This window comes from Methylobacterium endophyticum, assembly GCF_050591105.1.
Taxonomy (GTDB): domain Bacteria; phylum Pseudomonadota; class Alphaproteobacteria; order Rhizobiales; family Beijerinckiaceae; genus Methylobacterium.
The window spans coordinates 189889-211051 of the sequence record NZ_JBNHES010000004.1 but is presented as its reverse complement, the minus strand read 5'-3'; the positions used below and the strand labels follow the sequence as shown (position 1 = coordinate 211051).

At 70.7% G+C, this 21163-nt stretch carries 18 protein-coding genes; 6 read left to right on the top strand and 12 right to left on the bottom strand.

Annotated elements, in window-relative coordinates:
- Window positions 1-68: 68 nt before the first annotated feature.
- Window positions 69-452 carry a response regulator gene (locus ACP56T_RS07150; protein ID WP_430911431.1) on the bottom strand — a complete coding sequence of 128 codons (384 nt, stop codon included), beginning with the start codon at window positions 450-452 and terminating at the stop codon, window positions 69-71.
- A gap of 262 nt (window positions 453-714) precedes the next feature.
- Between ACP56T_RS07150 and ACP56T_RS07145 the strand changes: the two genes are divergently transcribed.
- Entirely contained in the window at window positions 715-1704 is a 990-nt protein-coding gene (locus ACP56T_RS07145) for a bifunctional riboflavin kinase/FAD synthetase (protein ID WP_430911430.1), read from the top strand.
- Between the two features lie 7 nt (window positions 1705-1711).
- Here the strand turns inward: ACP56T_RS07145 and ACP56T_RS07140 are convergent, their stop codons facing one another.
- From ACP56T_RS07140 to ACP56T_RS07130, 3 genes are all read right to left on the bottom strand, one after another.
- Window positions 1712-2479 carry an anti-sigma factor family protein gene (locus tag ACP56T_RS07140; protein ID WP_430911492.1) on the bottom strand — a complete coding sequence of 256 codons (768 nt, stop codon included), beginning with the start codon at window positions 2477-2479 and terminating at the stop codon, window positions 1712-1714.
- Between the two features lie 127 nt (window positions 2480-2606).
- The gene (locus ACP56T_RS07135; RefSeq protein ID WP_430911429.1) at window positions 2607-3269 is read right to left on the bottom strand and encodes a sigma-70 family RNA polymerase sigma factor; all 663 of its coding nucleotides are present in this window, start codon (window positions 3267-3269) and stop codon (window positions 2607-2609) included.
- 68 nt (window positions 3270-3337) lie between these two features.
- On the bottom strand, window positions 3338-4474 hold the full coding sequence (locus tag ACP56T_RS07130; RefSeq protein ID WP_430911428.1) for a patatin-like phospholipase family protein: 1137 nt from the start codon (window positions 4472-4474) through the stop codon (window positions 3338-3340).
- A 372-nt stretch (window positions 4475-4846) separates the two neighbouring features.
- Between ACP56T_RS07130 and ispG the strand changes: the two genes are divergently transcribed.
- A complete protein-coding gene (gene ispG, locus ACP56T_RS07125; RefSeq protein WP_430911427.1) occupies window positions 4847-6166 on the top strand; it encodes a flavodoxin-dependent (E)-4-hydroxy-3-methylbut-2-enyl-diphosphate synthase in 1320 nt (439 codons plus the stop codon).
- Window positions 6167-6476: 310 nt separating this feature from the next.
- On the opposite strand, the gene ACP56T_RS07120 is transcribed toward ispG, so the two are convergent.
- From ACP56T_RS07120 to secB, 8 genes are all read right to left on the bottom strand, one after another.
- On the bottom strand, window positions 6477-6851 hold the full coding sequence (locus ACP56T_RS07120; RefSeq protein ID WP_430911426.1) for a hypothetical protein: 375 nt from the start codon (window positions 6849-6851) through the stop codon (window positions 6477-6479).
- A gap of 98 nt (window positions 6852-6949) precedes the next feature.
- Window positions 6950-9307 (bottom strand): xanthine dehydrogenase family protein molybdopterin-binding subunit, encoded by a 2358-nt coding sequence (locus ACP56T_RS07115; RefSeq protein WP_430911425.1) that lies wholly within the window; start codon window positions 9305-9307, stop codon window positions 6950-6952.
- Entirely contained in the window at window positions 9304-9780 is a 477-nt protein-coding gene (locus ACP56T_RS07110) for a (2Fe-2S)-binding protein (RefSeq protein WP_430911424.1), read from the bottom strand. The genes ACP56T_RS07115 and ACP56T_RS07110 overlap by 4 nt, the downstream gene beginning before the upstream one ends.
- A 276-nt stretch (window positions 9781-10056) precedes the next feature.
- The gene (locus ACP56T_RS07105; protein WP_430911423.1) at window positions 10057-12057 is read right to left on the bottom strand and encodes a potassium transporter Kup; all 2001 of its coding nucleotides are present in this window, start codon (window positions 12055-12057) and stop codon (window positions 10057-10059) included.
- Window positions 12058-12295: 238 nt separating this feature from the next.
- The gene (gene hisG, locus ACP56T_RS07100) at window positions 12296-13312 is read right to left on the bottom strand and encodes an ATP phosphoribosyltransferase (protein WP_430911422.1); all 1017 of its coding nucleotides are present in this window, start codon (window positions 13310-13312) and stop codon (window positions 12296-12298) included.
- Window positions 13305-14465, bottom strand: a complete 1161-nt coding sequence (locus ACP56T_RS07095; protein WP_430911421.1) for an ATP phosphoribosyltransferase regulatory subunit — start codon at window positions 14463-14465, stop codon at window positions 13305-13307. Before ACP56T_RS07095 ends, hisG begins: the two co-directional genes overlap by 8 nt.
- 110 nt (window positions 14466-14575) lie before the next feature.
- On the bottom strand, window positions 14576-16084 hold the full coding sequence (hisS, locus tag ACP56T_RS07090; RefSeq protein ID WP_430911420.1) for a histidine--tRNA ligase: 1509 nt from the start codon (window positions 16082-16084) through the stop codon (window positions 14576-14578).
- A 135-nt stretch (window positions 16085-16219) separates the two neighbouring features.
- On the bottom strand, window positions 16220-16723 hold the full coding sequence (gene secB / locus ACP56T_RS07085; RefSeq protein ID WP_430911419.1) for a protein-export chaperone SecB: 504 nt from the start codon (window positions 16721-16723) through the stop codon (window positions 16220-16222).
- Between the two features lie 379 nt (window positions 16724-17102).
- On the opposite strand from secB, the gene ACP56T_RS07080 reads away from it, so the two are divergent.
- The 4 genes from ACP56T_RS07080 (at window position 17103) to rho (ending at window position 21152) form a co-directional block, all read left to right on the top strand.
- The gene (locus tag ACP56T_RS07080) at window positions 17103-17822 is read left to right on the top strand and encodes a Tim44/TimA family putative adaptor protein (RefSeq protein WP_430911418.1); all 720 of its coding nucleotides are present in this window, start codon (window positions 17103-17105) and stop codon (window positions 17820-17822) included.
- Between the two features lie 16 nt (window positions 17823-17838).
- A complete protein-coding gene (gene mltA / locus ACP56T_RS07075) occupies window positions 17839-19032 on the top strand; it encodes a murein transglycosylase A (RefSeq protein WP_430911417.1) in 1194 nt (397 codons plus the stop codon).
- Window positions 19029-19604: a Smr/MutS family protein gene (locus tag ACP56T_RS07070; RefSeq protein WP_430911416.1), complete on the top strand. Its 576-nt coding sequence runs from the start codon at window positions 19029-19031 to the stop codon at window positions 19602-19604. The genes mltA and ACP56T_RS07070 overlap by 4 nt, the downstream gene beginning before the upstream one ends.
- Before the next feature lie 210 nt (window positions 19605-19814).
- Window positions 19815-21152 (top strand): transcription termination factor Rho, encoded by a 1338-nt coding sequence (gene rho, locus ACP56T_RS07065; protein ID WP_430911415.1) that lies wholly within the window; start codon window positions 19815-19817, stop codon window positions 21150-21152.
- The last annotated feature ends 11 nt before the right edge of the window (window positions 21153-21163 follow it).

The following is a 21163-nucleotide window of genomic DNA, read 5'->3' as shown; positions in this document are numbered from 1 at the left end:
GGCACTCGTCCGACGGAGCGCGTCCGACGCCGCGGCCGGAAAGCCGCGGCGGCCGGCGCGAAGGCGGCTCAGGCGCCGCAGACGGCCTCGATCTTGGTCTTGAGCGTCGCCGCGTTGAACGGCTTGACGATGTAGTTGTTCACGCCGGCCTTCTTGGCGGCGATGACGTTCTCGGTCTTGGACTCGGCCGTGACCATGATGAAGGGCGTCGTGCGCAGGCCCTCGTCGGCGCGCACATGACGGAGCAGCTCGTAGCCCGTCATCGGCTCCATGTTCCAGTCGGAGATCACGAGGCCGTATTTGCGGTTCTTCAGGCGGGCGAGGGCGGCGGTGCCGTCGGAGGCGTCGTCGACCTCCTCGAAGCCGAGCTGCTTCAGGAGGTTGCGGATGATGCGGACCATGGTCTGGTAGTCGTCGACGACCAGGATCGGCATGCTGAGATCGAGGGCCATGGGCTGTCTGCTCCGGGATCGGGGAGCCGGTGCCGCGGCTCCTCGGTGACGCACAAGGGGGCGAGGCGACCTGCGGAAGCCTCTTGCCCGGACATTACGCCCGGTCGGATTGCGAAGCGGTTAACCGCCGCGCGCCCGCGCCGCATCGCGTGACGGTTCCCGCTCGCTTGACCGGGAGGGCGGATTTCTCCAGGGTCCGGCCGCGCCGGAGGCCGGGCATCCGGCCCGGAACGCCCTTCGCAACGCGAGCCTTCAGGATTCGATGTCGTCAGGCGACGAGACGCCCGCGCGGCCCTTCATCCTCTGCCGCGAGGGCGAGGCCGTCCCGGCGGCGCTCGCGGGAGCCGTCGCCGCGCTCGGCAATTTCGACGGAGTGCATCGCGGCCACCGGGCGCTGATCGAGACGGTGCGCGCCCGCGCGGCCCGTGCCGGACGCCCCGCCGTGGTGCTCACGTTCGAGCCGCATCCGCGCGCCTTCTTCTCGCCCGCCCTGCCGATGTTCCGCCTCACCGGGCCGGGCGCGAAGGAGGTCGTCTTCCGGCGCCTGGGGCTCGACGGGCTGATCGTGCGCCGCTTCGACGCGGCGCTCGCCGGCACCGGGGCGCGGGACTTCGTGCACGGCCTGCTGAAGGGCGAGCTCGGCCTGTCGGGGGTGGTGATCGGGCACGACTTCCATTTCGGGCGCGGCCGGGAGGGCAACCCGGCGATCCTCGCCGATCTCTGCCGCGAGGCGGGGCTCGACTGCGTCGTCGTGCCCGCCGTCTCGCTGGAGGCGGGTGCCGAGCCGGTCTCGTCGAGCGCCATCCGCAGGGCGCTGACGGAAGGCGACGTCGCCGCCGCCAACGCGCTTCTCGGCTACCGCTGGTTCGTGGAGGGCCGCGTGCGCCACGGCGACAAGCGCGGCCGCGTGCTGGGCTTTCCCACCGCCAACGTGGCGCTCGGCGACTGCGCCCTGGCGCACGGGATCTATGCGGTGCGCGCGCGCCTCGCCGACGGCCGCGTGGTCGACGGGGTGGCGAGCTACGGCCGCCGCCCGACCTTCGACGACGGCGCGCCGCTCCTCGAGGTCAATCTGTTCGACTTCTCGGGCGACCTCTACGGACAGGACATCGCCGTGGAGCTCGTGGACTTCATCCGCGGCGAGGAGCGCTTCCCCGACGCCGACGCCCTCGTCGCGCGCATGGAGATCGATGCGCGCGAGGCGCGGGAACGCCTCGCGGCGGACGCCGTGCCCTCGATGCTCGGAGCCTGAACCGGGCTCAGCGCCTGGGAAGGTCCGTCGCGGCGAGCCTGCCGGCGGCCCGCGAGAGCGTCTCGTCGCGCGGGCCGCTCAGCGCATAGGCCGAGGCGCCCGAGGTCCAGTAGGCGGTGGCGCCGTCCTCGGAGCGGGTCACGAGGCCGGGCTGGCCCTCGATCCGGCTGCGGGTGGCGAAGAGCGACAGGTCGCCGAGATCGCCGGCATCGATGGCGACCTCGACGCCGGTGCCGTTGCGGGCGGGATAGATCTGCACGTCGCGCACGGTCCAGCCCGTGGGCAGCGCCGGCAGCGCCACCCCGGTCGCCGCCTCGATGCCCGCGCGGTCATAGGCGGTCACGGGCTGCTGCGAGGCGAGGCCCAGGCGCAGACGGGCGGTCTCGCGGGCCTTCTGGGCCTCGGCCACCACCGCCGGGTCGATGGAGGCGGCGAAGGTCTCGGGCACGCCGAACTCGTTGATCTCGCCATGCGCCAGCCAGCCCGCGCCGACCAGCACGGCGATGGCGGCGGCCCGCTTCAGCCGGGCGGCGAAACGGTCCCAGCGCAGCGCCCGCTCGAAGCGGCGGGCGGCGAGCAGGAGTCGGTCGGGCCCCGGACCGGGCTGGTGGGCGAAGGCCTCGCGCAGGGCGTCGCGGTCGTGGAGGTCGGCCATCACCTGCGCCGCGATCTCCGGGTTGCGGGCGAGATGGGCCTCCACGTCGAGGCGGCGCAGGGGATCGATCTGCCCGTCGACATAGCCGGCGAGGTCGATATCCGTGATCGGGTCGGTCATGGCATCGGTCATGGCACTGGTATCCGTCCTCGCGAAGCGGCGGCCCCGCCGTGGAATGCGTGACGGGGTCCGCCGCGCCGGTCTCCCGCGCGCGAACTCCCGTGGTTTCGGGGCGTAACGGGCGGCGTCAGCCGTCGCCGACCGCGCGGCGCCCCTCCTGGAAATCGTCGTCCGACTCGTCCGGTCCCACCAGCCTCAGGCGCGGCCTTGCCGGTCGAGGGTCGGGGGTCTCGTCGCGGGCAGGCTTGAGCCGTCCGCCGCCGTCCTCGAAGGCCCGCAGCGCCGCCCGGCCCCGGCCGAGCCGCGACATCAGCGTCCCGATCGGGATGCCGAGCACGGCGGCCGCCTCGGCATAGGCGAGCCCCTCGATGGTCACGAGATGGAGCGCTGCCCGCTGCTCCTCGGGAAGCGCCTCGAAGGCGCGGCGGATCTGCGCGAGGCGCAGCTGCGATTCCTGGGCGGGCAGCGCCACCTCGTCGCTCAACTGGACGAGCACGTCCGCGTGGCGGGCCTCGACGCGCTTGCGGCGCTGCTCGTCGATGAAGACGTTGTGCAGCACCGTCATCATCCAGGTGCGCAGGTTGGTGTTCGGCCGCAGCCCGGCCCGCGATTCGAGGGCGCGCACCAGGGTATCGTGGACGAGGTCGTCGGCGCGCAGGCTGTCGCGCGTCAGCGCCCGCGCGTAGCGCCGCAGCGGCACCAGCAGCTCCACGATGTCCTGGCGCTTCGCGGAATCCTGGCTCGATGAACCCTGGGCGGCGTCGCGGCGCTTAGAGAAATCGACGATCATGAATAGCCAACGCGCGGGGAGCGAGATTTAATCCGCGCTTCCCCGCACGAGATTTCCCCGCACGAGCGCTACTGGTAGGCCATGCGCAGGTCGACGGAGCTGTCGCGGCCGACATCCTCGTAATGGGCGTCGAGCCAGGCCCTCGCCGCGTCCCGGCCCCGGTCGCGAAGGGTCCCGAAGGCCTCCCAGCGGGTGTCCATGCGCGAGGACGCGGCCTGGTCGTCGAGGAGGTCGGTGCCGTCGATGCGGTGGACGAGGACCTTCTTGTAGTCGCCCTTCCCCAGAACGCCGTCCTCGATCAGGGTGTCGAGGAAGTCGATCGCCCGCAATTCGCGCATCAGGTTGGCGTTGAAGGTGATCTCGTTCAGCCGGTCGCGGATCTCGTCCTGGGTGCGCGGGGTGTGCCGGCGCTCGACGGGGTTGATCTGCACCAGCACGATGTCGCGGGTCAGCGCGCCGCGATGCAGGGGATAGAGCGGCGGGTTGCCGAGATAGCCGCCGTCCCAATAGGGCACGCCCTCGATTTCCACCGCCTGGAACACCGTCGGCAGGCAGGCCGAGGCCATCAGGTGGTCGGCGGTGAGGCGCTCGCGCTCGAACACCGCGAGCTTGCCCGTCCAGACATTGGTGGCCGAGACGTAGATCCCGGCGGTGTCGGCCTCGCGCAGGCGCTCGAAATCCACCTGCGCCACCAGCGCCTTGCGCAGCGGGTTGATGTTGAGCGGATTGGTGACGTAGGGGCTCGGCGACAGCACCTTCGACCAGAGCGTGGCGAGCGGGCTGTCCTTCCACAGGCCGAGCAGCCCGTCGACGGCCCGGCGCTGCGCCGGCCAGAGATCGCCGTCGAGGCTGACCTCGCGCCAGAAGCGCGCCAGCCCGTCGCGGGCGCCCTCCGGGCCGCCCTTCAGCCAGCCATCCGTCATCACCACGGCGTTCATGGCGCCGGCACTGGCGCCCGTCACCGCCTCGAAGGCGAGCCGGCCGTCCTCGATCAGCGCGTCGAGCACGCCCCAGGTGAAGGCGCCGTGCGCGCCACCGCCCTGGAGGGCGAGGGACACCGTCTTCTCCGCGCGCGGACCGGCGAGGATGCGGCGGGGAGGATGGGTGACGGGCCGGTCCTCGGCCTCTCCGGGGATGGCGGTCGCCGGGTTGAGCGGCTCGGCGCCGCGGGCGTGGGAATCGCTCATTGGCTTCTGCATGCTCATGGGTGAGGCGTCCCGAACGGGGCCGTCTCGTCCGGCCTGACATGGGATGTTGCAGTGCGGTAGCAACGGCTACGCCAGTGTGACCTGATCTCCCATGCGCCCGGCGCAAGGCCCGATCGGCCGTGCGCTTCCGCACCGCGCCGGGGCGCCGAACTCGACATCGGCGCCGGGATGGGACATGACACGCGCGGACGCGGGCCGTTCCGCCGCATTCTTGACGCGGCGCGGCGTCACGCTCAGCTAACGGATCGGGCGTAGACGGGTCGTCCGGCCGAGACACTCCGATTCGCGCGGCCGGCGGACGAGCCGCCCCGGACGCGTCCGGGGCTCGGGCAGGCGCCGCAACCGCAGAAGGCCAGGGCAGGGTCCACGATGCAAGCCACCACAGCCGCCCTCGCGAACGAGCCGCTCGGCGGAGCGGGTCCCGAGATCGCCGGCCCCACGCCCCGGCATCGCACGGTGGGCGTGCGCGTCGGCGAGGGCGAGGGCGCCGTCACCGTGGGCGGGGGCGCTCCCATCGTCGTCCAGTCGATGACCAACACCGACACCGCCGACATCGACGCCACGGTGGCGCAGGTGAGCCAGCTCGCCCGCGCCGGCTCGGAGCTGGTGCGCATCACCGTCGACCGCGACGAGGCCGCCGCCGCCGTCCCGAAGATCCGCGAGCGGCTCGACCGCATCGGCGTGCATGTGCCGCTGGTGGGCGACTTCCACTACATCGGCCACAAGCTCCTCTCCGACCATCCGGCCTGCGCCGAGGCGCTGGCCAAGTACCGGATCAACCCCGGCAATGTCGGCTTCAAGGAGAAGAAGGACACCCAGTTCTCGACCATCGTCGAGCAGGCGATCAAGTACGGGAAGACCGTGCGCATCGGCGCCAACTGGGGCTCCCTCGACGAGGCCCTGCTCACGCATCTCATGGACGAGAACGCGAAGCTCCCCCGCCCCATCGACGCGCGCGCCGTGATGCGCGAGGCGATGGTGCGCTCGGCGCTGACCTCCGCCGACCGCGCCGTGGAGATCGGCCTGCCGAAGGACCGCATCATCCTCTCCGCCAAGGTCTCGGCGGTGCAGGACCTGATCGCGGTCTACCGCGAGGTCGCGCGCCGCTCGGACTACGCCATCCATCTCGGGCTCACCGAGGCGGGCATGGGCTCGAAGGGCCTGGTCGCGGCCTCCGCCGCCATCGGCGTGCTGCTCCAGGAGGGCATCGGCGATACCATCCGCTACTCGCTGACCCCCGAGCCCGGCGGCGACCGCACCGTCGAGGTGAAGGCCAGCCAGGAGCTCCTCCAGACCATGGGCTTCCGCACCTTCGTGCCGATGGTCGCGGCCTGCCCCGGCTGCGGGCGGACCACCTCCACGACCTTCCAGGAGCTCGCCCGCGACATCCAGAGCTGGATCATCTCCTCCATGCCGGAGTGGAAGAAGACCTATCCGGGCGTCGAGGGCCTCAACGTCGCGGTGATGGGCTGCATCGTGAACGGGCCGGGCGAATCGAAGCACGCCGATATCGGCATCTCGCTCCCCGGCACCGGCGAGACCCCGACCGCGCCGGTCTTCATCGACGGCAAGAAGGCGATGACGCTGCGCGGCGCCACCCTCGCCAAGGATTTCGAGACGGTGGTGATCGACTATATCGAGCGCCGCTTCGGCCAGGGCGGCGGCGGCACCCGCGACGCGGCCGAGTAGGGAACCCGGCCGGCCCGACTTCCACGGGCCGGGCTCGGCGGCACGCGACACGGCGGCCATGGGTGACGGAAACGGCTTTCGGGACGCTCACGAGCGCCCGGACGTCCGGCCGATCAGACTCGCCCCACCCTCGAACCTCATCCTGACGTACTGCGACGCAGCCTAGAAGGAGCCCTCCAGCCGGCAGCAGGCCGGCCTGGAGACTTGAGGGCCGCCGACTCGGGCGACTTGTGGAGTGAAGTCGAGCCGGGCTCGGCGGGCGGAACGCGCTTCGGAACCCGAAACGGCCCGCCTAGCCGGCGCCCGTCGCTCAGGGCGCCTCGTCGAGCTGCTTCCTGGCGCGGGCGACGGCCGCCTCGCAGCCGGCGTGGTCGCCCTTGCCCTCGGCGGTCCGCGCCTCCTCGATGGCGACCCTGGCCTGCTGGGCCTTGTCGCCGCCCTTGCCGGCCTCCGCCGACTTCTCGGGAGGCGCCTCGGAGACCTTCGGCTCCCCCTTACGCGAGGCGTCCGCGCCCTGGCCCTCGCGCGCGGCGGCGACGCTTTTGCCCCCGGTGGAGGAGGCGATCGCCCCCGTCGCGGCCGCCTTTGCGCGCGTATCGAGAGTGGCGATGTCGTCGGCGCAGGCGGCGACCGCCGGGCCGGCGAGCGCGCCGAGGAGAGCGGCGGCGGTGAGGAAGCGCATCATCGTGTCGGATATCCCGTGTCGGGCCCGCCCCGTCGGCGGGCCTCCCATGAGAGACGGAAACGGCGGACGGGCCTCCGCCGATCCCGATTCTTTTCCGTTCAGGCGCTGAGCTGGTCGCGGATCGGCAGCTCGCGGATGCGCCGGCCGGTGGCCGAGAACACCGCGTTGGCGATGGCCGGCGCCACGGGCGGCACCCCTGGCTCGCCGACGCCGCCGAGCGGCCCGTCATAGGCACCCGAGGGCACCAGATGGACGCGGATCGCCTTCGGAGCGGCGTCGATGCGCACGACCTCGTAGCCGTCGAAGTTGTTCTGCTCGGCGCGGCCGTTCCTGAAGGTGATCTTCGAGGTGAGCGCGAGGCCCATCCCCATCACCACGGCGCCCTCCATCTGCGAGCGGATGCGCTCCGGGTTCACCTGCGGCCCGCAATCGACGGCGATGTCGATGGCGTGGACCTTCACGTTGCCCTTGTCGTCGACCTCCACCTCGGCGGCCACCGCCGTGTAGGTCACGAAGCTGTAATGCCCGGCGATGCCGAGACCCCGGCCCTTCTCGAGCTTGCGGCCCCAGCCGGCGCCGCCGGCCACGGTCTCGATCACCCGGCGCAGGCGCCCGGTGTCGATCGGGTAGCGCTTCGGGTCCTCGCCGTGGTTCCAGACATCGCCGATCTCGGTCGGATCGATGATGCGGGAGGGCCCGATGAGGTCGAGCAGGTAGTCCTTCTGGTCCCGACCCGCGGCATGCGCCAACTCGGCGACAAACGACTGGATCGCGAAGGCGTGCGGGATGTTCGAGACGGAGCGGAACCAGCCGATACGCACATGCGCGTCGGCCTCCGGGTTCTCGAGCCGGATGTTCGGCAGGGCGAAGGGCGTGTTGACGAGCCCCATGCCGAGCTCGAAGGGCAACTCGTGCTTGGCGCCGGGCGCGAAGATCGAGCCGATGGTCGGCGCCACGCTGCGGTGGAGCCAGGCCACCGGCATGCCCTTGTCGTCGAGCCCCGCCTCGAGATGCTCCACCGAGATCGTGTGGTAGTAGCCGTGGTGGATGTCGTCCTCGCGGGTCCAGACGAGCTTGACCGGCGCGCCGCCGACCTCGCGGCTGCACAGCGCCGCCTCGACCACGTAGTCGGGCTTGGACTTGCGGCCGAACCCGCCGCCGAGCAGCGTCACGTTCACGCGCACCTTGTCGGTGGGCAGGCCGAGGCGCTTGGCGATGCGGTCATGGGCCGCCTGCGGGCCCTGCGTGCAGGCCCAGGCTTCGCAGAACCCGTCCTTCACCCGCGCCACGGCAGCCGGCGGCTCCATGGGGGCCTGGGCGAGATGGGGCACGAAATACTCGGCCTGCACCTTGGTCTTGGCCTTCGCCATGGCGGCGTCGACGTCGCCCTGGTTGCGCACCACCTTGCCGGGCGCGCGCGCCGAGGTCTCCAGCGTCTTGCGGAAGGCATCGGTGTCGTAAGCGGCGTTGGGGCCGTCGTCCCAGACGATCTTGAGGGCCTCCCGGCCCTTCATCGCCGCCCAGGTGTTCCTGGCCACCACCGCGACGCCGCCGAGGGGCATGAATTCCGAAGGCAGGTCCACGGCGTCGATCTTGAAGACCTTGACGACGCCCGGCACCTTCTTCGCCTCGCTGTCGTCGTAGCTCTTCACCCGGCCGCCATAGACGGCGGGACGCGCGACGAGGGCGTAGAGCATCCCGTCGAGCTTGGTGTCGAGGCCGTACATCGCCTTGCCGGTGGTGATGTCGCGATTGTCGATGAGGCCGATCTTGCCCTTGCCGATGTAGCGGAAGGCCTCGGGCTTCTTCAGCACCACGCTCTCGCGCGACGGCACGGGCAGGGCGGCTGCCGCTTCCGCGACCTCGCCGTAACCCATCTTGCGGCCGGACTTGGCGTGGGCGAGCACATGGTTCTCGGCCGTGATCTCGGACGCCGGCACGCCCCACTTGGTGGCGGCGGCGGAGACCAGCATCGCCTTCGCGGCGGCGCCGACATGGCGGAACGGCATGAAGAAGTGGCGCAAGCTCCGCGAGCCGTCCGTATCTTGGTTGCCGAAGCGCTCTTCGTCGCCCCAAGCCTGGACCACCTTCACCTTCGACCAGTCGGCCTCCAGCTCGTCGGCGACGGTGAGCGCGATGGAGGTGCGCACCCCCGTGCCCATGTCGGAACGGTGATTCGTCACGGTGACGGTGCCGTCGGAAGCGATGGCGACGAAGACCTTCGGGTCGTCGCGCCAGCCATGCGGCATGCCGTCGGCGCCGAATTTCTTTTCCTGCTGCTCCTTGGTCTGGCCCTCGTCGGCGCGCGCGGTGTCGCGCAGGGACAGGGCCAGCACGAAGGCGCCGAGCCCCGCCACGATGGTGCGGCGGCTGACATTGTCGATGAGGGCGGGGGGCGTGTCGGCCTGCGGCTTAGAGGCGGCGAGCTCGGCCATCAATTTCGCTTCGTGGATCACAGGCGGCCTCCCTGGCTGGAGGCGCCGGCATCCGCCGCCTGATGGATCGCGGCGCGGATGCGCGGGTAGGTCCCGCAGCGACAGATATTGCCGCTCATGCCCTCGTCGATCTGCGCGTCGGTGGGCTTCGGGGTGTCCTTGAGGAGCGAGGCGGCCTGCATGATCTGGCCGCACTGGCAGTAGCCGCACTGGGCCACGTTGAGGTCGCGCCAGGCCACCTGGACCGGATGGTTCCCGTCCGGCGACAGGCCCTCGATGGTCGTGACCTCCTGGTCGGCGGCGGCCGAGACGGGAGTGATGCAGGAGCGGGTGGCGGTGCCGCCGAGATGGATGGTGCAGGCGCCGCAGAGGGCCTGTCCGCAGCCGAACTTGGTGCCGGTGAGCCCGAGCTCGTCGCGCAGGAACCAGAGCAGCGGCATGTCCGGGTCGCCGTCGAAGCTGCGTTTGGCTCCGTTCACGGTGAGAGTGATCATCGCTTCGTCCTGTGCTGGTGCCGGAAACGCCGGAGACCCGAGGGGTTCCGGCGTCGGGTGGCTGTCGCTGTCGCGCGCGAAGGCTTCGGCGCGGGTTGCATTGGCGGCTCGGCCGCCGGGCCCCACCCGCGCTTCATAGTCAGAATAATGCCAATCTAAGACAGCGCCGGCGCGGGGCGATCCCGGTCCGCTCGCGCGGTGTGCCAATTCGCACGAGGCGTCGGCGCCGGCCCTTGACCCGCCCGGCGCGTCCCCGATCCGGCTCGGACGGTCAGGTCAGACCGTCACCTGCGTGCCCACCTCGACCACGCGGCCCGTGGGGATCTGGAAGAAGTCGGTGGCGTCGTTGGCGTTCTTGGCCAGGGTGATGAAGATCTTGTCCTGCCAGAGCGGCATGCCCGAATGCGCGGCCGGACGGATCGAGCGCCGCGACAGGAAGAACGACGTCGCCATGATGTCGAACTTGAAGCCCTCGCGGCGCAGCAGGGTGAGCGTGCGGGGGATGTTCGGCGTCTCCATGTAGCCGAACTTCATCACGACCTTGTAGAAATGCGGCCCGATCGGCTCGATCCGCACCTTGTCGGCGGCGGCCGAGCGCGGCGTGTCCACGGTCTCGACGGTGAGCACGACGTTCTTCTCGTGCAGCACCTTGTTGTGCTTGAGGTTGTGCAGCAGCGCGGCCGGCGCGATCTCGGGGTCGCTGGTGAGGAACACGGCGGTGCCGCGCACATGGTGCGGGGGACTCTTCTCCAGCATGCCGACGAGCTCGATCAGCGGCACGTCGGTCTTGCGGGTCTTGTTGAACAGGATCGTGACCCCGCGCACCCAGGTCCACATCAGGACGATCAGGCAGCCGGCCACCAGCAGCGGCACGTAGCCGCCCTCGAACACCTTCAGCAGATTCGAGAGCAGGAACAGGAACTCGATCACGATGAAGGGCATGATCGCCGCCGCCGCGAGGATCGGCGAGAGCTTCCAGTAGCGCCACAGCACGATGAAGGAGAGGCTCGCGGTGAGCAGCATCGTGCCGGTCACGGCGATGCCGTAGGCCGAGGCCAACGCCGAGGAGGAGCGGAACAGGATCGCCAGCACCACCACGCCGATCATCAGCAGCGTGTTGATCTGCGGCAGGAAGATCTGGCCCGAATGCGACTCCGAGGTGTGGCGGATCTCCAGGCGCGGCAGCAGGCCGAGCTGGATCGCCTGCCGCGACAGCGAGAAGGCGCCGGTGATGACCGCCTGGCTCGCGGTGACGGTGGCGAGCGTCGCCAGGATCACCATCGGGATCAGGCCCCATTCCGGCACGAGCTGGTAGAACGGGTCGGTGGTCTCGGGCTTGGCCAGCACCAGCGCCGCCTGGCCCAGGTAGTTCAGCGCGAGGCAGGGGAAGACCAGCCCGATCCAGGCGAATTGGATCGGACGGCGGCCGAAATGCCCGAGATCGGCGAAGAGCGCCTCGGCTCCCGTCACCGCCAGGAACACCGCGCCCAGCGCGATCAGCGCCCCGCTGCCGTGGCCGAGCAGGTAATGCACCGCGTGCCAGGGGTTGAGCGCCTGGAACACCGAGGGGCTGACGATGATCGCCGGAACGGCCGCCGCGGCGAGCGCCAGGAACCAGACCACCATGATCGGCCCGAAGAACTTGGCGACGCGCTCCGTGCCATGGCTCTGGACGAGGAACAGCGCGAGGACGATCGCCACCGTGATCGGCAGCACGTAATGCTCCAGGGCCGGGGTGACGAGCTTCAGGCCCTCCACCGCCGAGAGCACCGAGATCGCGGGGGTGATGACCGAATCGCCGTAGAACAGCGAGGCGCCGAGCAGCCCGAGGATGAAGACGGTGCGCGAGCCGCCGAGCGCCTTCCGGGCGAGCGCCATCAGCGAGAGGATGCCGCCCTCGCCGTTGTTGTCCATGCGCAGCAGGATGATGACGTACTTGACCGTGACGATGAGGAACAGCGCCCACAGGATCAGCGAGACCGTGCCGACGACCTCCTCCGCGAGCAGGACGTTGTCCGCCCGCGCGGGCGCCAGCGCCTCGCGGAAGGCGTAGAGCGGGCTTGTCCCGATATCGCCGTAGACGACGCCGATGCAGCCCACGAGCAGCGTGCGGAAACCGGCCTTGGCATGGTCGTGGCCGGCCTCGGCGCCGTCGAGAGCGCCGGCCGGCACGGCCGCCTTGCCGCCCCCCTCGCCGGACGCGGGGCCGGGGGCCGCCGCCGGTTGCGCGGCGTCGGGCTGAGCGGCGGAGACGCTCGGATGCACGGGCTGGGTCATGGAGAGTGATCGAGGCTCGGGCGTGGCCGGCGATGGACGAAGGGGCTCACCGGTGTCCTCACGAGAGGAAGCGAAAAGCCTGCCGGCTGCGGGGATGGCCTCTCGGCCCGCCGCTCAAGGGATCGTGGGGCATCTGCTACCACGCCCCCGCGCGGGCGTGAACAGCGACCTTGTGGCCGGGCGGCGAAACAGGCGAGCCGCCGTACCGCGCCTCGGATACCGGCGCGGCCGGCCCGCTTCAGGCGGGCTCCTGCGACAGGCCCAGGCGCGCGGACAGCCGGTCCGCCAGCAGGTTCTCCGAGCTGAAGATGTAATCGAGCTGGCGCACGGTGACGGAGCGGGCGCCCATCCTCACCAGATCGTCGGAGAGGTCGAAGGCCGCGTCCGCCGGGCAGCGGAGGACGGTCTCCTCGCCCGACAGCGCGACCACCCCGCCGCGCCGCCCGATGGCGGCCTCCAGGGCGGCGCCGTCGAGGCCCGACGCGGCGAAGCGAATCTCGCGGCTGGTGCGGGCGGCCTCCTCGGCGGCGATGCGGCGCAGGACGACCTGCACCGTCCGCCATTGCGAGGGCGTCCACTCCGCCTTGAGGGAGGCGACCAGATTCGCCTGCGAGCGCAGGATGACGCCGTCGTCGACGATCTTCAGGGCATTGGCCTTCAAGGTCGCGCCCGTCGTCGTGATGTCGACGATGAGCTCGGCGGAGCCGATCGCCGGGGCTCCCTCCGTCGCGCCCAGGCTCTCGACGATGCGATAGTCGCCGACGCCCTTCTCGGCGAAGAAGCGCCGGGTGAGGTTCAGGTACTTGGTCGCCACCCGCAGCCTGCGCCCGTGCCGGAGACGCATCTCCACGGCGATCTCGTCGAGGTCGCGCATGGTGCGCACGTCGATCCAGGCCTGGGGCACGGCGACGACCACCGTCGCCTGCCCGAACCCGAGGGGCGTCAGCAGCTCCACCTGCGATTCGGCGACCGGAAGGGTCTCGCGGATCAGGTCCTCCCCGGTGACGCCGAGATGGACGGCCCCGTTCGCGAGCTGGTTGGCGATCTCCGAGGCCGAGAGGTAGCGCACCTCCAGGTTCGGCACGCCCGCGATCCGGCCCGTGTAGTCCCGCGCCCCGGTCCCCTGTGAGAGGCTCAGGCCAGCCCGCGCGAAGAAGGCCGTCGCGTTCTCCTGGAGCCGCCCCTTCGACGGCATGGCGAGGACGAGCGGCCTCTCGCCGGCGGCAGTGCCGGGAGCCACCTTGCGATCAGGCATGACGCTCCCCCGAGGACACGATCCGATCGAGCCAGAACGAGCAGCCGACCGCCGGCAGCGGCGTCGCGCTGCCGAGCTGGGCCAGCAGGTTGTCGTAGCGGCCGCCGCCCACGAGGACGCCCTCGGCCGCCTCCGTCGCGTCGGCCGGACCCGCGACGATCTCGAAGATGAAGCCTGTGTAGTAGTCGAGGTTTCGCGCGAACCCGCCGTGGAAGCGCAGATCGACCTCGGTGCCGGCGCGGGCCTCGATGAAGCCGATCCGCTCCTCGAACAGGTCGATCGCCTGCCGGAAGGCGGCGCCTTGCAGGTTCGCCTCGCGCGCCAGGCCCTTCAGGGCGTCGAGGGCCTGGTCGGGAGAGCCTTTGATCGCCTGATAGCGCTCGATGACGGCGCGGTTCTCCGGGTTCAGCCCGGTGCCGCCGCTGGCCTTGGCCGCCGCCTTGTCGAGGAACCGCTCCGCGATATCCGCCGCGCTCCGGCCGCCGACATGGGAGAAGCCCGCGATGGACAGCACGTTCTCGACGAAGACGCGCGCCGCCGAGGGATCCTGCCCCTCGATGGCGGTGAGGAGCCCGTCATTGGGATCGTCGTGGGACGAGACCGTGGTGATCTCGTCGAGGGGCCGCCGCGCCGCCAGGGCCCGCAGCGTCCGCCGCTTCACGGGGGGCGGAACCTGGAGCGCGTCGAGCAGGGCGATGGTCAGCCCCATGTCGCCGAAGCGGACCGCCGCGTGCGGGCGGCCGAGGAGCCGCAGCCCCTCGATGGCGAAGCCGAGGATCTCCGCGTCCGCCGCGGCGATGTCCTCGCGGCCGATCGACTCGATGCCCGCCTGGAAGACCTCGCTCGGTCCCGCCGTGGTCAGCCGGAAGATCGGGCCGCAATAGCTGTAATCGGCGGCCTCGCCCGCGTTGCGCAGGTGATGGGCCCGGCAGACGGGAATCGTGAATTCCGGGCGCAGGCACAGCTCCGCGCCGTTGGCGTCCTGCGTCACGAAGATGCGGCGGCGGATGTCCTCCCCGGACAGCTCGAGAAACGTCTCCACCGGCTGAAGCACGGGCGTCGTGACGGGTCTGTAGCCGGCCTGGGCGAAGAAGGCGCCGAGCCGTTCCTGCATGGCCCAACTGGGGGCGTCGTCTCCTGCCGGCGCGGTCATGATCGGTCCGTACGGTCTGTCGGCCGCTCCTCTAGCAAGGGACGGCAGCCTTGGCGACACCGCGCGGCGCCCAATGACTGCGCAGGGTTATCGGTCCTACCCGCCGGCGATCAGGGGAAGTGCTCGGCGAGCAGCGCCTTCACGCGGTCGACCATCTGGGCTTCGGGCACGGAGAACTGCGCCGGCCGGGCCGATTTCCACTCGGCGTTGCTGGCGATGCCTTCCGATGCCTTGGCCCCCGCGATCAGATCCTTGATCTGGATCTCGCCGGCCTCGCGCTCGTTCGAGCCCTGGATCACGACGAGGGGCGCATGCCGCCGGTCGGCGTATTTCATCTGGGCCTTCATGCCCGCGCTGCCGAGATAGATCTCGGCACGGATCCCGGCCCGGCGCAGGGAGGAGACGAGCCGCTGGTAGTCGGCGACGTTCTCGCGGTCGAGGACGAGCACGACCACGGGTCCTGGAGCGGCCACCGGGGCGGCGAGGGGGCTGCCCACCGCCTGCAACGCGGAGAACAGGCGCGACACCCCGATGGAGAAGCCGGTCGCCGGCACCGGCTCCGCGCGGAAGCGGCCGACGAGGCCGTCGTAGCGCCCGCCCCCCGCCACCGATCCGAACCGGATGAGCTGGCCGTCCTCGTTCGTGACGGGAAAGGTCAGCTCCGCCTCGTAGACGGGGCCGGTGTAGTATTCGAGCCCGCGCACGATGCCGGCATCGGCACGGATGCGGTCGCTGCCATACCCGGCGGCGGAGCACAGGCGCGTGATCTCGCGCAGTTCCGCGATGCCCTCCCGGCCGCTCTCCGAATGGCCCACCGCCGCGAACCAGGGGGCGAAGGCGTCCTCGCCCTCCGGCGCGCCGGGGCCGGACGATTCGGTATAGGCCAGGATATGCCGGATGGCGTCGTCGGAGAGATGGGCGCCCTTGGTGAAATCGCCGCTCTCGTCCTTGCGGCCGGGGCCGAGAAGCTGGGCGACGCCGTCGCGGCCCAGCCGGTCGAGCTTGTCGATGGCGCGCAGGACGGTCAGCCGGCGGCCCGCCTCGCCGTCCCCGAGCAGCCCGACGGCTTCCATGACCCCGTCGAGGACTTTGCGGTTGTTGAGCTTGACGATGTACTGCCCCGCCAGACCGAGACGGTCGAGCGTGTCGGCGGCCATCATGCAGATCTCGGCATCGGCCACGGACCCGCTGGCGCCGACGATATCCGCGTCGAACTGCATGAACTGGCGGAAGCGGCCGGGGCCGGGCTTCTCGTTGCGGAAGACGTAGCCGTTGCGGAAGCTGCGATAGGGCTTGGGCAGCGCGTCGAAATTCTCGGCGACGAACCGGGCGAGAGGCGCCGTGAGGTCGTAGCGGAGCGAGAGCCAGGATTCGTCGTCGTCCTGGAACGAGAAGACGCCCTCGTTCGGCCGGTCGAGATCCGGCAGGAACTTACCCAGCGCCTCGGTGTACTCGATGAAGGGCGTCTCGAGCGCCTCGAACCCGTAGAGCGCGAAGGTCTGCCGGATCACCTCCAGCATCCTGCCCTGGGCGAGGATCTCGCCCTCGCGCCGGTCGGCCAGGCCGCGCGGCAGCCGGGGCTTGAGGGTGTCGGCCTTGCTGGTTCCGGCTTTCGCCATCGGGATCGTCCGCCTGCGGGCTGTCCGCCCTCCCGGATGCGTGACGGCGGTCTGTCTCAAGAGCGAGGCCCGGCACGAGAGGCGCCGGGCCGGTTTCAGGTCTCGTGCGTCCGCGTCAGGGCGGAGCGCCGGTCCTCAGGAGGCGAGCGGCGCGCCGGCCTGCTGCGCTTCCATCGCCTTCTGGCGGTAGAGGCCGACGAAATCGATCGGATCGATGTAGAGCGGCGGGAAGCCGCCGTTGCGGACCGCCTCGGCCACGATCTGACGGGCGAAGGGGAACAGCAGGCGCGGGCACTCGATCATGACCGCCGGGTGCAGCTGGTCCTGCGGGATGTTGCGCATGCGGAAGACGCCGGCATATTTCAGGTCGAAGGCGAAGAGCACCTCGTCCTTGATCTTGGCGTTGCCCTCGAGGGTCAGCTCGACCTCGAAATCCGCCTCGGCGAGCTGCTGCGCGTTGACGTTCACCTGGATGCTGATCTGCGGGCCGGTCCCTTCCTGCGGCTGAAGGGAGCGCGGTGCGTTCGGGTTCTCGAACGACAGGTCCTTGGCGTATTGCGCCAGCGCGTTGATCGCGGGAGCGTCGTCGGTGTGCGGCGTTGCGCCGCCGTTGCCGTTCGGTGCCGGGGAATCGGCCATGGCGTCTGGTCCTCTCCGAATGGTGTCCGTCGCGGCCGGCGTGGTGACGGACGCCGATCCCGAACGTTGCCGGATCTTGCCTGCGCCCAGCGTCTCCGCGAGGGCCTTCCGCAGATGCCGAGCGCGCTAACACGGCGACCCGGTGGGGACAAGCACCCGCCCGCCGCCCTGCCTCCGGCGCGTCTTCCCGCGCGGACGGCCACATGAAAGCGGCCGCCTCTCTGGAATGCCTCCCGGATTCACGCCATATGCGGAGCATGAATAAGGCGGGGCCTCGCGGCGTCGTCCTTAGCGCGTGACTTCACGGTGCGGGTCCGGCACGACGAGCGGATTGCCGACTTCCGGTTCGTGAACGCGGACAGGCGCCAGCGGATTGGTGATGCAGGACAGCTTCGATATTACGACCGTCATCTTCCTGGCCCTGGCGGCGTTCGTGATCTGGCGGCTCCGGTCGGTGCTCGGCCAGAAGACCGGCACCGAGCGCTCTCCCTTCAAGCCCGTGGAGCGCAACCGGATGGAGCCGCCCCCGCGCGGGGACGGCGACAACGTCGTGCGCCTGCCGGGCGCCGACCGGGCCGCCGCGCCGGAACGGCCCGGCCCCGCGCCCGCCACGCCCGATTGGAGCGGTCTCGCGGAACCGGGCTCGGCGGTCGCCCGAGGGCTCGACGCCGCCGTCCAGGCCGAGCCGGGGTTCGATCCGCGCTCCTTCCTCGAGGGCGCCAAGGGCGCCTACGAGGCGATCGTGATGGCCTTCGCCAAGGGCGACCGAAAGACCCTGCGGTCGCTGCTGTCGCGCGAGGTCGGCGATGGCTTCGAGCGGGCCATCGACGAGCGCGAGAAGACGCATCGCGTCATGGAGACCACCTTCGTCTCCATCGACAAGGCGGACATCGTCGGCGTGGACGTACGCAACCGCGTCGCCCAGATCACGGTCCATTTCGTCTCGCACCTCATCACCGTCACCCGCGACGCGGAGGGCAAGACGGTGGACGGGAACGCCGAGGCGGTGGTCGAGGTGCCCGACGTCTGGACCTTCTCGCGCACGCTGGGCTCGCGCGATCCGAACTGGCTGCTCGTGGCCACCGAAGCCGGCTCCTGAACCGACCGCGCGGGCGATGACGGCCGATCGCAGAGTCGTGCTTGCCGGCGGCCTTGCTGCCGCCCTGCTGCTCTCGGGCGCGGCGGTGGCCACGGCGGCGCCGCAGCGGGTCGGCGACGCGGTGCTCGAACCCGTGCCGCTGCGCGAACTGCCGGGCTTTCCGGGGCCCGATCCGGGCGCGGCGCTTCTCCATCTCCGCGCGGTGTGCGGCAGCCGGCTCCCCGCGCCGGTCTCCTATCCCGTGGCGGATCTCGACGCGGACCTGGCGCGGCTCTGCCGGGACGCGGCGAGCCTGGCGCCCGAGGAGGCGGCCACCTTCTTCGCGACCCGGTTCGACGCCTTCCGCATCCTGCGCCCGGCGAACGGGACGGTGCCGGAACGGCGCACGGGCTTCCTGACGGGATATTTCGAGCCCGAGCTCGACGGCGCGCTCGAGCGGTCGGCGGCCTATCCGGTCGCCGTGCTGGGGCGGCCGGACGATCTCGTCAGCTTCCAGACGGGGGAGTCGCCCGCCGGGCTCGACCCGGCGCTACGCGCGGCCCGCCGCGTGGGAGACCGCCTGGAAGCCTATCCCGACCGCGCCTCCATCGAGGACGGCACCCTCGGCGACAAGGCGCGCCCCCTCCTGTTCCTGCGCGACGCGGTGGACCTGTTCGTCCTCCAGGTCCAGGGCTCGGGGCGGGTGCGCCTACCCGACGGCCGCTCGGTCCGCGTGCTCTATGACGGCCGCAACGGGCGCCCCTACACCTCCATCGCCAAGCTGATCGTGGCGGAGGGCCATCTCCCCCTGGAAGGGCTGACGCTGGCGCGCTGGACGGGGTGGCTGCGCGACCACCCGGAGGACGGCAGACGCCTGATGCGGGCGAACGCGTCCTACATCTTCTTCCGGCTCGAAGAGGTCGCCGATCCCGCTCTCGGACCGCCGGGAGCCGCCAAGGCGCCCCTGGTTCCGGGGCGCAGCCTCGCGGTGGATGCCGGCCTCTGGCCCTACGGCACCGTGTTCTGGCTCGAAGGGCGTCTTCCGGGCGCCGGCCGGGAGGATCGCGGCCGGCTCGTCGTGGCGGCGGATACGGGATCGGCGATCGTCGGCCCGGCGCGCGGCGACCTGTTCGTCGGCACGGGGGCGCAGGCCGGCGCCGTCGCGGGCGACCTGCGCGACGCGGTCGGCTTCGTCGTGCTGCTGCCGAAGCGCGGAGCGGCGAGCCCGTGAACGGCCGGGGACCGCGACGGCCGAGACGCCTCTCGGGCGAGGAATCCCGCCTGTGGAGCGAGGTCGCCCGCTTCATCACGCCCCTGCGCGGACGCGCCGTGCCGGTGCCGGCCTCCGCGCCCAAGGAGGTCGTCTTGGCCGTGGAATCGCCGAAACCGGCGACCGTCGCGCGGGCCCCGATGCTTCCTACGAGCGCGCCCTACCAGGCTCCCGCGCCCCGGCCGCTGCCGGCGGACGGCCTGGAGCACCGCACGCGCAAGGGTCTGTCGCGCGGCAGCCTGCGGATCGACGCCCGCATCGACCTCCACGGAATGTATCAGGCCGACGCCCACGCGGCCCTGAGCGGATTCCTCATCCGGGCCCGCGCGGCCGGTCATCTCCACGTCCTCGTCGTGACCGGCAAGGGCGGAGCCGGCTTCGACGACGCCTTCTCGGAACGCGGCGTGCTGCGACGGAGCGTGCCCCACTGGCTGCGCTCGCCGTCCCTGAGCCACGTCGTCCTCGGGTTCGAGGAAGCCGGCCGGCGCCACGGCGGCGCGGGCGCCCTCTACGTGCGCCTGAGGCGGCGCTGACGCGAGGGCCTTGAGCCGGCGTTCGATTTCCTGTAAGGCTGCCGGCACCCTCCTGATAAGCGCCGTCAAGCATCGCGAGCCGCAAGGGCTCACCCGAGAACGATGCAGGAAGGCCCGCCGCCCGCGCGGGTCCTGTCTCAGACGCCAGACGCGTCCGGCGCACCATCCCCGACGCCTTCGCTCCCTTCTCCTCCTCGATCCAGAATTCCCATGACGCCAGATCACGACGTCCTCGCCGCGGCATCGCAGACCGAGGATCCCGTAGCCGCCGACATCGTCGCGGTGCGCGAGGTCAAGCTCCAGGACCTCAAGTCCAAGACGCCCACCGACCTCATCGCCTTCGCCGAGGAGGTCGAGGTCGAGAACGCCTCGACCATGCGCAAGCAGGAGCTGATGTTCGCGATCCTGAAGCAGCTCGCTGCCAAGGAGGTCGAGATCATCGGCGCCGGCACCGTCGAGGTGCTTCAGGACGGCTTCGGCTTCCTGCGCTCGTCGGATTCGAACTACCTGCCCGGCCCCGACGACATTTACATCTCGCCCACCCAGATCCGCCGCTTCGGCCTGCGCACCGGCGACACCGTCGAGGGGCCGATCCGGGGTCCGAAGGACGGCGAGCGCTACTTCGCCCTGCTCAAGGTCAACACGATCAATTTCGAGAACCCCGAGAAGATCAAGCACAAGGTCCATTTCGACAACCTGACGCCGCTCTTCCCGACGAAGCGCTTCAAGCTCGAGCTCGAGAACCCGACCAAGAAGGACTTCTCGCCGCGCATCATCGACATCGTCGCGCCCATCGGCAAAGGCCAGCGCGCCCTGATCGTGGCGCCGCCGCGCACCGGCAAGACGGTGCTGATGCAGAACATCGCCCAGTCGATCACCCTCAACCATCCCGAGTGCTACCTCATCGTGCTGCTCATCGACGAGCGCCCGGAAGAGGTGACGGACATGATCCGCTCGGTGAAGGGCGAGGTCATCGCCTCGACCTTCGACGAGCCGGCGACCCGCCACGTCCAAGTGGCCGAGATGGTCATCGAGAAGGCCAAGCGCCTTGTCGAGCACGGCCGCGACGTGGTCATCCTGCTCGATTCGATCACGCGCCTGGGACGCGCCTACAACACCGTGGTGCCGTCCTCCGGCAAGGTGCTGACCGGCGGCGTCGACGCCAACGCCCTCCAGCGGCCGAAGCGCTTCTTCGGCGCGGCCCGCAACATCGAGGAGGGCGGCTCGCTCTCCATCATCGCCACCGCGCTCATCGACACCGGCTCGCGCATGGACGAGGTGATCTTCGAGGAGTTCAAGGGCACCGGCAACTCCGAGATCATCCTCGACCGCAAGGTGTCGGACAAGCGCATCTTCCCGGCCATCGACATCACCCGCTCCGGCACCCGCAAGGAGGAGCTGCTGGTGCCGCCGGACGCGCTCAAGAAGACCTACGTGCTGCGCCGCATCCTCAACCCGATGGGCGTCACCGACGCCATCGAGTTCCTCATGGACAAGCTGCGCCAGACCAAGAGCAACGGCGACTTCTTCGATTCGATGAACACCTGAGGGTGTCAGCC